This window comes from Kitasatospora sp. NPDC001261 (genome assembly GCF_042896795.1).
Taxonomy (GTDB): Bacteria; Actinomycetota; Actinomycetes; order Streptomycetales; family Streptomycetaceae; genus Kitasatospora.
Genome location: NZ_JBIAXP010000012.1, coordinates 104,930 through 117,700, shown reverse-complemented (window position 1 = coordinate 117,700; position 12,771 = coordinate 104,930). Strand labels below are relative to the sequence as shown.

The following is a 12,771-nucleotide window of genomic DNA, read 5'->3' as shown; positions in this document are numbered from 1 at the left end:
GTACCTGCGCGACGGCCGTGAGCTGCCCGCCTACGAGGCGCCGTCGGTCCGGTACGCGGACTTCATCGCGGCGGAGCTGGAGTCGCTGGCCTCCGAGCAGGACCGCGCCTACTGGCGGGACGTCGTCGCCGGCCACGCCGCGGCCGAGCTGCCGGCCACCTGGGCCGACGACGCCGACCTGGTGGCCGAGAACCTCGGCGCGCGGGTGCCCTTCCACGACCTCGAGGAGAAGCTGCACCGCCTGGCGAACGACGCCAAGGCCTCGCTGAAGACCGTGCTGCTGGCCGCGCACCTGAAGGTGCTGGGCATGGTCGGCACCGAGGACGCCTTCCACACCGGTGTGGTCTACCACGGGCGTCTGGAGGCCCCCGGCGCCGAGCGGGTGCTCGGCATGCACCTGAACACCCTGCCGTTCCCGGCGCTGCGCGCCTCGGGCACCTGGCGTGAGGTGGTGGAGCAGGTCTACGCCCGCGAGTCGGAGATCTGGGCCCGCCGCCGTTACCCGCTGCCCGCCATCCAGCGCGACAGCGGCACCGGCGAGCGCCTGATTTCGATGGTCTTCGACTACCAGGACTTCCACCAGGTCGACACCGGCACCGTGGACACCGCGTCCAACCTCGACGCGGGCGGCAACGAGTTCCTCCTCAGCGTGATCGCCGCCGGCGGCCACCTCAACATCGGCACTTCGACCGACGTGCTCGGCCGTGCGGCCCTGGATCGCTTCGGTGCGATGTACCGGTTGGTGCTGGAGGCGATGGCGGCCGACCCGGAGGGGGACGCTTCGGTGGTCCTGCTGCCGGAGGCGGAGCGGGGGCTGCTGCTGGGTGAGTGGAACGCCACGGTGGAGGTGCCGGTCGACGGTTGCCTGCACGAGGTGTTCGCGGAGCAGGCGGCCCGTACCCCGGACGCCGTCGCGATCACCTTCGCGGGTGAGTCGCTGACCTACGCCGAGGTGGACGCGTGGGCCAACCGGCTCGCGCACCACCTGCAGGGCCTGGGCGCGGGCCCGGACCGGCTCGTGGGCGTGTGCCTGGAGCGCGGTCTGGACCTGGTCCCGACGCTGCTGGGTGTGATGAAGTCCGGTGCGGCCTACCTGCCGCTGGACCCGGTGAACCCGGACGAGCGCCTGTCCTACATCCTCCAGGACGCGGGTGCCCGCATCCTGGTGAGCACCGCCGACCTGGCGGAGCGGGTGACCGACTCGTTCGACGGCCGGATCGTCCTGCTGGACGGCGACAGCCGTGAGCAGATCGCGACCCGCCCGGCCACCGCGCCGGCCACCGCGGTCACCCCGGACAACCTGATCTACGTCATCTACACCTCCGGCTCCACCGGAAAGCCCAAGGGCGTCAGCCTCACCCACGCCAACGTCCTGCGCCTGTACAGCGCGACACGCGAGCAGTTCGCCTTCGGCGCCACCGATGTCTTCACCCAGGCGCACTCGTACGCCTTCGACGTGTCGGTGTGGGAGATGTGGGGAGCCCTGCTGCACGGCGGCCGGGTCGTCGTCGTCCCGACCGACGTCAACCGCTCGCCCGGCGAGCTGCTCGACCTCCTGGTCGCCGAGCAGGTCACCGTGATGCTCCAGACCCCGACCGGATTCCGGGCCCTCGCGGCCCTGGCCGGCGACGGTGACCCGCGCATCGACCAGCTCGACCTGCGGCTCGTCGGCTTCGGCGGCGAGAAGCTGGAGACCTCCGAACTCCAGCCGTGGGTGGACCGGATGGGCCTCGACCGGCCCGCCCTGGTCAACCTGTACGGGCCGACCGAGACGACCATGCACTGCGCCTACCACCGGATCGGCGCCGAGGACCTCCGGCGGCCGAGCCGCAGCAACATCGGGCGTCCGCTGCGCGACCTCTCCGTCCACCTGCTCGACGCCGACGGCCAGCTCGTGCCGGTCGGGGTGCCCGGCGAGATCCACGTCGGTGGCCCCGCACTGGCCCTCGGCTACCTCGACCGGCCGGAGATGACGGCGGAGAAGTTCGTCCCGAACCCCTTCGGTCCGGCGGGCTCGCGCCTCTACCGCACCGGCGACCTGGCCCGACGACTGCCGGACGGCTCGCTGGACTTCCTCGGTCGCGTCGACACCCAGGTGAAGATCCGCGGCTACCGCATCGAGCTCGGCGAGATCGAGACCGCGCTGCGCCGGCACCCGGCCGTCCGCGCCGCGGTGGTGACCGTCATCGAGGGGGCTCAGGGCGCCAAGCAGCTCGTCGGCTACTACGTGCCGCAGCAGGGCGCCGCACCGGCTGCCGCGCAGCTCCGCGAGCACCTCGCCGCCGACCTGCCCGCCTACATGGTGCCGACGGCGTTCGTCGCCATCGACGCCATCCCGCTCACCAGCAACGGCAAGCTCGACCACCGCGCGCTGCCCGCGCCCGACCAGGCGTCCTTCGCCACGGTCGAGCACGTGGCGCCGCGCACCCCGGTGGAGGAGCGGCTCGCGGTGATCTGGTCGGACGTCCTGGGCGTCGCCCGGGTCGGTGTCGAGGACAGCTTCTTCGACCTCGGCGGCGACTCCATCCGCGCGGTCCGCCTGGTCGGTGCACTGCGCACCGCCGGGTACGACGTCTCGATCCGCGACGTGTTCGAGTCACGGACGATCGCCGCGATGGCGGCCGGCCTCACCGGCCAGGAGGTCGGCGAGTCCCTCGTCAAGGCCGTGGAGCCGTTCGCGCTGATCGGCGCCGAGGACCGGGCCCTGCTGCCGGCGGGCGTCGTGGACGCCTACCCGATGTCGCAGATCCAGACCGGCATGCTGGTCGAGACGATGGCCGCCGGCCCGGCGGACCGGGCGGTCTACCACAACCTCAACTCCTTCCGGATCCGCGACGACCAGCCGTTCTCGCTGCCGGTCTTCCAGCAGGCGGTGGACGTCGTCGTCCAGCGGCACGACATCCTGCGCACGTCGATGCACCTGAGCGGCTACGCGCTGCCGCTCCAGCTGGTGCACGCCACGGCGGACTACCCCGTGACGCTGTGGGACCTGCGCGGCCTGGGCATCGAGGAGCAGGAGCGCCGCAAGGCCGCCTACCTCACACAGGAACGCGCCGTGGTCTTCGACCTGACGGCCGCGCCGCTGCTGCGGATGTCCGTCCTGGTCGAGTCGGACGGCTCGTGGCGGCTCAACTTCACCTACCACCACGCCGTCTCCGAGGGCTGGAGCTACAACGCCCTGATGATGGAGCTGGTGGAGTGCTACCAGCACCTGCGCGACGGCCGTGAGCTGCCCGCCTACGAGGCGCCGGCCGTCCGGTTCGCGGACTTCGTCGCGGCGGAGCTGGAGTCGCTGGCCTCCGAGGAGGACCGCGCCTTCTGGCAGGACGTGGTGGCGGAGCACGCGCCGCTGCGGCTGCCGGAGCCGTGGGCCGCACCGGAGCGCGACCCGCAGGACCGGCACGGTCTGCGCGTCCCCTTCCACGACCTGGAGGAGGGCCTGCGCACCCTCGCCGCCCGTGCCGGCACCTCGCTGAAGAGCGTGCTGCTGGCGGCGCACCTGAAGGTGCTGGGCTCGGTCACCTCGGACCAGGCCTTCCACACCGGTGTGGTCTACCACGGGCGTCTGGAGGCGCCGGGCGCCGAGCGGGTGCTGGGCATGCACCTGAACACGCTGCCGTTCCCCGCCACCCGCGCGTCCGGGACGTGGCGTGAGCTGGTGGAGCGGGTCTTCGCGCAGGAGTCGGAGATCTGGGCCCACCGCCGCTACCCGCTGCCCGCCATCCAGCGCGACAGCGGCACCCGCGAGCGCCTGCTCACGGTGATGTTCGAGTACCTCGACTTCCACCACGTGGACGGCGAGACGGTCGACACCGACGCCGGCTTCAACGACGGCTTCAACGAGTTCGCGCTCAACGTGGTCCCCAACAACGGCCACCTCAACATGGCGACCAGCGGTGAGTTCCTGAGTCGTGAGGCGCTGGGGCGTCTTGCGGGGATGTACCGGCTGGTGCTGGAGGCGATGGCGGCGGATCCGGACGGTGACGCGTCGGGTGTGGTGCTGGCGGAGGCGGAGCGGGCCGCGCTGGTGCGTGGTGGTTCGTCGGTGGAGTGGGGTGCGGGTTCGGCTCTGGAGTTGTTCCGGGCTCGTGCGGCGGCTGCGCCGGATGCGGTCGCGGTGGTGTTCGGTGAGGAGCGGGTGTCGTATGGCGAGCTGGACGCGTGGTCGTCGCGGATCGCGGGCCGGCTGCGCGGGCAGGGGGTCGGCGCCGGTTCGGTGGTGGGCCTGTACCTGGACCGCGGCCCCGGTGTCCTGGCGGCGATGCTGGGTGTGTGGAAGGCGGGTGCCGCCTACCTTCCGGTGGACCCGTCGCTTCCGGCCGAGCGGGTGGGCTACATGCTCACCGACTCGGGTGCCGCGCTCGTCCTGACCGACGCCGAGCCGGCCGGCCGGCTCGGTGAGTACACCGGCCCCTGGCTGGAGCTGGACAGCGGTTCCGAGGAGAGCTGGGACGGCATCGTCCCGGCTGTCGATGAGCTGGCGTACGTCCTCTACACCTCGGGTTCGACCGGTCGCCCCAAGGGTGTGATGATCGGCCACGGTGCGCTGGTGAACCTGCTGGGTTCGATCCGTGACGACGTGACTCCGGGGGCTCCGGGCACGTGGCTGGCTTCGACGTCGGTGTCGTTCGACATCTCGGGTCTGGAGCTGCACCTGCCGCTGATCACCGGCGGGACGATCGTGCTGGCCTCGGCCGAGCAGGCCAAGGACGCGACGGCGCTGGTGGAGCTGGTGACCCGTAACGAGGTCACGCATGTCCAGGCGACTCCGTCGGGCTGGCGCCTGCTGCTCGAGGCCGGCTTCGACAACTACGCCGTGACCGCGCTCGTCGGCGGCGAGGCGCTGACCGCCGGCCTGGCGCGGGAGCTGCTGCCGCAGGTCGGCCGCCTGGTCAACGTCTACGGTCCGACCGAGACGACGATCTGGTCCGCCCAGGGCGAGGTCCCGGACGGCGTCGAGCAGGTCTCGATCGGCGGCCCGCTGGCCAACACCCGGCTCCACGTCCTGGACGTGGACCTGAACCCGGTGCCGCAGGGTGTGACCGGCGAGCTGTTCATCGGCGGTGACGGTCTGGCCCGCGGGTACCTGGGCCGCCCGGACCTGACGGCCGAGAAGTTCGTCCCCAACCCCTTCGGTCCCGCAGGTTCACGCCTGTACGCGACCGGTGACCTGGCCCGTGTCCTCCCGGACGGCACCCTGGAGTGCCTGGGCCGCATCGACGGCCAGGTGAAGGTACGCGGTTACCGCATCGAGCTGGGCGAGATCGAGAGCGCCCTGCGCGAGCACGCCTGGGTCCGTGACGCCGTCGTGACGGCCCAGGAGGACGCACACGGGGACAAGTCCCTGGTCGCCTACGTCGTCAGTGCCGACGGTTCCGGCCTGGACACGGTCGCGCTGCGGGAGTTCCTGTCCCGCTCGCTGCCCGAGTACATGGTCCCGGCCGCTTTCATGGAGCTGGCGGCCATCCCGCTGACCAACAGCGGCAAGGTCGACCACAAGGCCCTCCCGGCCGTCGACCAGAGCGCGTTCGCCACCGCCGAGATCGTCGCCCCGCGCACCCCGCTGGAGGAGCGGCTCGTGGCGGTCTGGTCGGACGTCCTGGGCGTCGCCCGGGTCGGTGTCGAGGACAGCTTCTTCGAGCTCGGTGGCGACTCCATCCGCGTCGTCCGCCTGGTCGGCGCCCTGCGCGCCACCGGCTACGACGTGGATGTCCGGTCGGTCTACCAGCACGGGACGATCGCGGAACTGGGCACGTACATCTCCGGCAAGGAGGTCGGTGGGTCCCTGGTCACCGCCGTGGAGCCGTTCGCGCTGATCGGCGACGAGGACCGGGCCCTGCTGCCGGTGGGCGTCGTGGACGCCTACCCGCTGTCGCAGATCCAGACCGGCATGCTGGTCGAGATGGTGGCCGCTCAGGAGCGCGGCGAGTCCGCCTACCTGAACATCAGCTCCTTCCGCATCCCGGACGCCGAGTCCTTCGACACCGCCGCCTTCACGGAGGCCGCCGCCGTCGTGGCCGGCCGCCACGAGGCCCTGCGCACCTCGATGCACCTGAGCGGCTACTCGCAGCCGATGCAGCTGGTGCACGCCGACACCCAGGTGCCGGTGGCGCTGCACGACCTGCGGGGTCTCGACTCCACTCAGCAGATCAAGGCGCTGCGGGCCTTCTCGGTGAAGGAGCACGCTGCCGCGTTCGACCTCGGGACCGCGCCGCTGCTGCGGATCGCGATCCACCTGGAGTCGGACGAGGCCTGGCGACTGACCTTCACCTACAACCACGCCATCGCCGAGGGCTGGAGCTACCACTCGCTGCTCATGGAGCTGCTGGCGTCCTACCAGCACCTGCGCGACGGCCGTGAGCTGCCCGCCTACGAGGCGCCGGCCGTCCGGTTCGCCGACTTCGTCGCGGCCGAGCTGGAGTCGCTGGCCTCCGAGGAGGACCGCGCCTTCTGGCAGGGGATCGTGGACAACCACGCTCCTGCGCAGCTGCCCGGCTCCTGGGCCGACCCGGCGACCGCCGGGGCCCGCGAGCCGCTGGGGACGGACGTCGCCTTCGGCGACCTCGAGGACGGCCTGCGCACCCTCGCCGCCCGTGCCAGGACCTCGCTGAAGAGCGTGCTGCTGGCCGCCCACCTCAAGGTGCTGAGCATGCTCAGTGCGGAGGAGGCCATCCACGCGGGTGTGGTCTACCACGGGCGTCTGGAGGCGCCGGGCGCCGAGCGGGTGCTGGGCATGCACCTGAACACGCTGCCGTTCCCCGCCACCCGCCCGTCCGGCACCTGGCGTGAGCTGGTGGAGCGGGTCTTTGCGCAGGAAGCGGAGACCTGGGCCCACCGCCGGTACCCGCTGCCCGCCGTTCAGCGGGACTCGGGGCAGAGCGGCCGGCTCATCGCGGTGCTCTTCGAGTACCTCGACTTCCACCAGGTCGACACCGAGACGGTCGACATGGCCGGCAACCTGAACGTCGGCGGCAACGAGTTCGCGCTCAACGTCGCGGCGATCGGCCGGCGGATCATGCTCAACACGACGTCGGACGTCGTCGGCCGTGAGGCGCTGGGGCGTCTTGCGGGGATGTACCGGCTGGTGCTGGAGGCGATGGCGGCGGATCCGGACGGTGACGCGTCGGGTGTGGTGCTGGCGGAGGCGGAGCGGGCCGCGCTGGTGCGTGGTGGTTCGTCGGTGGAGTGGGGTGCGGGTTCGGCTCTGGAGTTGTTCCGGGCTCGTGCGGCGGCTGCGCCGGATGCGGTCGCGGTGGTGTTCGGTGAGGAGCGGGTGTCGTATGGCGAACTCGATGCCGAGTCTTCGCGGATCGCGGGCCGGCTGTGCGGGCGCGGGGTCGGGTCCGGATCGGTGGTCGGTCTGTATCTCGACCGTGGTCCGGGTGTCCTGGCGGCGATGCTGGGTGTGTGGAAGGCGGGGGCTGCGTATGTTCCGGTCGATCCGTCGCTTCCGGCCGAGCGGGTGGGCTACATGCTCACCGACTCGGGTGCCGCGCTCGTCCTGACCGACGCCGACCCGGCCGGGCGCCTGGGTGAGTACGCCGGTCCGTGGCTGGCGCTGGCCGGCGGCTCCGAGGAGAGCTGGGACGGCATCGTTCCCGCCTCGGACGACCTCGCCTACGTGCTCTACACCTCGGGTTCGACCGGTCGCCCCAAGGGTGTGATGATCGGGCAGGGTGCGCTGGTGAACCTGCTGGGTTCGATCCGTGACGACGTCACGGGCGACAATGCGGGCACGTGGCTGGCCTCGACGTCGGTGTCGTTCGACATCTCGGGTCTGGAGCTGCACCTGCCGCTGATCACGGGCGGGAGCATCGTCCTGGCCTCGGCCGAGCAGGCGAAGGACGCGACGGCGCTGGTGGAGCTGGTGGCCCGCAACGAGGTCACCCATGTCCAGGCGACCCCGTCGGGCTGGCGTCTGCTGCTCGCGGCGGGCTTCGACGATGTGTCGGTGACCGCGCTGGTCGGTGGTGAGGCGCTGACCGTGGGTGTGGCGCGGGAGCTGCTGCCGAAGGTCGGTCGCCTGGTGAACGTCTACGGTCCGACCGAGACGACGATCTGGTCCGCGCGGGGCGAGGTCCCGGCGGAGGTGGAGCGGGTCTCGATCGGCGGCCCGCTGGCCAATACTCAGCTCTTCGTCCTGGACGGCGCTCTGGAGTTGGTACCGCAGGGTGTGACCGGCGAGCTGTTCATCGGCGGTGACGGTCTGGCCCGCGGTTACCTGGGCCGCCCGGACCTGACGGCGGAGAAGTTCGTCCCGAACCCCTTCGGGCCGGCCGGCTCCCGCCTGTACGCGACCGGTGACCTGGCCCGCGTCCTTGCCGACGGCACGCTGGAGTGCCTGGGCCGCGCCGACGGCCAGGTGAAGGTGCGCGGCTACCGCATCGAGCTGGGCGAGATCGAGAGCGCCCTGCGCGAGCACACCTCCGTCCGCGACGCCGTCGTGGCCGCCCAGGAAGACGCCCAGGGTGACAAGTCCCTGGTCGCCTACGTGGTCCCGGCCGGCGGCTCCGGCCTGGACACGGTCGTGCTGCGGGAGTTCCTGTCCCGCTCGCTGCCCGAGTACATGGTCCCGGCCGTCTTCGTGACCTTGGACGCCATCCCGCTGACCAACAGCGGCAAGGTCGACCACAAGGCCCTCCCGGCCTCCGCCACCACCGCGCTCTCCCGGGCGGCCTACGTCGCCCCGCGCACCATGGTGGAGGAGCAGCTGGCGGCCATCTGGTCCGATGTCCTCGGCATCGACCGCATCGGCGTCGAGGACAGCTTCTTCGAGCTCGGCGGCGACTCCATCCGGGCTCTGCGGATGCTGTCCGCGGGCCGGGAGGCGGGTCTCCCGCTGGCGGTCTGGATGGTCATGCAGGCCAAGAACCTGCGTGAACTCGCCGCCCTGGCGCAGGGTGACGGCGGTCGGACGCCGGAGCAGGACGGGATCGCGCTGCTCGCGGAGCAGCACCGGCTGCTCGGCGCGCAGGCCACCGGCGGACGCACGGTGCAGCTGCCGGTGAACGGGCAGGCCGACGCGGACGTCCTCGAAGAGGCGCTGCGGGCCGTGGTGCAGCACCACCAGGCGCTGCGTCTGCGGTTCGACGAGGCCGCCGACGGCCGCGCCCACCTGGCGGAGCCGAACACCGAGGCCCTGGTCCATGTCGTGGACCTCGGCGAGGTGCCGGCCGCCGAGCGGTCGGCGCGGATCGAGCGGGCGGTCGTCGAGGGCCGGGCGCGCCTGGACACGCGGGGCGGTTCGCTGGTGGACGCGACGCTGATCCGCTTCGGCGCGGAGAGCGGAGCGGCCGACCAGATCTGGCTGACCGTCCACGAGCTGGCGGTCGACCGGGCGTCCTGGACGGTCCTCGTCGAGGACCTGAACACCGCGTACCGGCAGCTCAACGAGGGCCTTCCGGCGACGCTGCCGCCGGTGGCGTCCCCGCTGCACTGGTGGGCGGAGCAGCAGCTGAAGCAGGCGCACTCCGACGAGCTGCTGGACCAGGCCGAGCTGTGGCTGGACCGGCCGAAGGGGGCCGCGCTCCCGGTGGACCGCGCCCGGGTGGAGACCACCCACGCCACGGCCAACACGGTCACGGCGACCCTGCCGTCCGAGCTGACCGCGTCCCTGCTGGCCGACGCGAACCCGGAGCACCTGGTGCTGACGGCGGTGGGCCGTACACTCGCGCGCTGGGCGCAGGCCGACCGGATCGCCGTCGAGATCGCCGGTGACGCCCGCAGTGGCGCGACGGCGGACACGGCCGGCGACCCGTCGCGGACGGTCGGCCCGCTGGACCACGGCTACCCCGTGACCCTGCGACTGCCGCTCGGCCGGGACGCGCAGTCCTCGCTGAAGTCGGTCGCCCGGCAGATGCGCACCCTGCCCGACCCGGTGCAGGGATACGGACTGCTGCGTCACCTGGCGCCGGACCCGGAGGTGGCCGAGGAACTGGCCGCCCTCCCGGCACCGGAGGTGCGGTTCTCCTTCACGGCGCCGCGGTCCGCCGCCGGCAGGCCGACGGCTCGCTCCCTGAACGGGACGCCGCCGCTGGTCTACCTCGCGGAGCGGGTCGTGGCCACGGCCGCCCCCGAGGCCCCGCGGGCGCACCTGCTGGAGATCGACGCGTACGTGTACGAGGGCCGGCTGTACGTCGAGTGGGTCCACAGCACGGACGTCCACGAGGCGGCGACCGTCCGCCGGCTGGTCGACGAGCAGATGGCGGAGCTGCGGGTGCTGCTCGGCGAGGACGACGGCACGGACGCCGCGTCGGGCCACCGCCCGGTGCGCCGGTCGAGCCGCGGCAGTGCGGCCGAGTCGGTGCTCGCGGACCTGCGGGCCGAGGAGGTGATGGCCGACCACGCCATCCCGGGCGCCAGCCTCGCCCTGATCCACGACGGTCAGGTGACGGCGGTCCGCAGCTACGGCGTCCTCGGCGCAGGGCAGAGCGAGCCGGTCACCCCGGACACCCTGTTCGCGGTGGGGTCGATCAGCAAGCACGTGACGACCTACGCGGCGCTGGGGCTGGTCTCGCAGGGCCTGCTGGACCTCGACCGGGACGTCAACCGCTACCTGACGTCCTGGCAGGTCCCCGGGGAGTTCCAGGAGCCGGTCACGGCGAGGCTGCTGATGGCGAACCTGGCCGGGTTCGCCCCGCACCCGGCCGTGAACGAGGGCCACTACCCGGACGACGACGAGCAGCCGACGGTGCTCGACATGCTGTACGGGCGGGCGCCGGCCAAGACACCGCCGGTGCGCCGCCAGGACGTGCCCGGCCAGGTGTTCCGACAGAACTCGGTGCACTACTCGGTGCTCCAGCAGGTGATGTCCGACCTCACCGGTGAGGCCTTCCCCGACCTGGTGAAGCGTCTGGTGTTCACACCGCTGGGCATGACGGGCAGCAGTTTCGACCCGATGTTCCCGCACGCCTCCGGGCGGCCCTTCGCCCGGGGACACGACGTGGTGGGCACCCAGGTACGGGGCGGCTACATCGTCCAGCCGGAGCCGGCCGCGGCCGGGATGTGGAGCACCGCCGAGGACCTGGCCAGGTTCGCCGTCGAGATCCGGCGCGGCTACCTGGGGTACTCGGGCGGCCTGGTCGACCAGCAGCTGGTGCGGCAGATGCTGTCGCCGCAGTCGGACCGCAACTACGGCTGGAGCACCATCGTCGACACCACCAGTGGGGACGTGGAGTTCGGCCACGGCGGCCAGGCCTACGGCTACCAGGCGATGACCGGGCTGCGGGTGCACTCGGGCGTCGGCTCGGTCCTGCTGACCAACGCGGTGAGCGGGCGTGAGCTGGTGAAGCACATGATCGTCGCCACCTGGTCCGCGCGGACCAGGGTCGCGGGACTGTGGCAGAAGGCCATCGACGAGGCCGTGCAGCAGGAACGGGCGCGCGCGGCGGTCGCGGGGCAGCACCGGTGACCGTTCCCACGGCGACGCCGTCGGCACCGGCCCGGGCCCTGCCCGGGCCGGTGCCCCTGCGGCGCAACGCCGACTTCATCCGGCTCTGGGTGAGCGCGGGGATCTCGCGCTTCGGCACCTCGGTGACGATGGTCGCCTACCCGCTGCTGGCGCTGTGGCACACGGGATCGGCGAGTACGACCGGGCTGGTCACGTTCGCCGCCGCGCTGCCCAACCTGTTCGTCCAGCTGCCGGCCGGCGCGCTGGTCGACCGCTGGAACCGGCGCAGGCTGATGGTGGGCTGCGACATCGTCTGCGTGACGGTGGTCGCGAGCATCGCCGTGACCGAGCTGTGCGGCCGGTTCTGGCTGCCGCAGCTCATGCTGGGCGCGTTCCTGCAGTCCGCGATGACGATCCTCTACCAGCTGTCGGAGCGGGCGGCGGTGCGGACCGTGGTCGAGCCCGGGCAGCTGTCGGCCGCGCTGGCCCAGAACGAGGCGCGCGGGGCCGCCATCGGCCTGCTCGCCCAGCCCGGCAGTAGCCTGCTGTTCACGGTGGCCCGCTGGCTCCCGTTCGCGGCCAACGCGGCCGTGGGCCTGGTCGCCGCCGTCCTGTTGGTGACCCTGCGGCGGGCCCTCGGCCCGGCGCAGGCCGACCGGGCGGTCCCCCCAGGCGGCACGTCGCTGCGCGCCGCGGTCGGGGAAGGGGTCCGCTGGCTGTGGCGGCAGCGGTTCCTGCGGGTGATGACCTGTGTGTTCGCGGGCAGCAACCTGGTCTTCCAGGTGCTCCTGCTGGCGGTGCTGGTGCGGATCCACAACGGTGGTCACCCACCGGCGGTGGTGGGCCTGGTGCTCGGCGCGGGCGGGCTGGGCGGCATCCTCGGGGCGCTCAGCGCGGGCTGGTGGTCGCGCCGGTCGGACCTGTACCGGACGGCGGTGGCTGGCTTCGCGGTGTGGACGGTGTTCATCCCGGTCTCGGCGTGTTCCGGCTCGCCCGCGCTGATCGCCGCCTCGCTGGCCGGCATCACCTTCGTGGCCAGCCTGTTCAACGTCACCGGGAACGTCTACCAGATGCAGGTCACCCCCGAGGCCCTGCAGGGGCGGGTGAACGGGGCGTCGAGCTTCCTGTCCTCGGGGGCGAACTCGCTGGGCGCCCTGGCCGGCGGCTGGCTGGTCGACCGGGCGGGCCCGTCCGCGACCGGCTTCGTCCTCGGCGTCGCGGTGCTGGCGCTGACCGCCGTGGTGGCGTTCAGCCCGGCGGTGCGCGCCGAGCACCGCGCCTCCGCGGCGCCCGACGGCCCGGCGCCCGCCTCCGCGACGCCCGACGGCGGGACGCAGGAGCCGCCCGCGGCGGCCGAATCCGCCGGTATGGGCGGGATATAG

Annotated in this window: 2 protein-coding genes (1 of these 2 running past the window's edge); both read left to right on the top strand. The window is 72.5% G+C overall.

Features of this window, described 5'->3' with window-relative positions:
- Window positions 1–11,410: the 3' portion of a non-ribosomal peptide synthase/polyketide synthase gene (locus ACFY4B_RS17840; RefSeq protein ID WP_387968650.1), read on the top strand. Its footprint begins 19,688 nt before the window's first position; 11,410 of the gene's 31,098 nt are visible here — the last part of the coding sequence; the start codon falls outside the window, past its left edge; the stop codon is at window positions 11,408–11,410.
- Complete coding sequence (locus tag ACFY4B_RS17835) at window positions 11,407–12,771, top strand: MFS transporter (RefSeq protein WP_387968648.1); 1,365 nt, start codon at window positions 11,407–11,409, stop codon at window positions 12,769–12,771. Before ACFY4B_RS17840 ends, ACFY4B_RS17835 begins: the two co-directional genes overlap by 4 nt.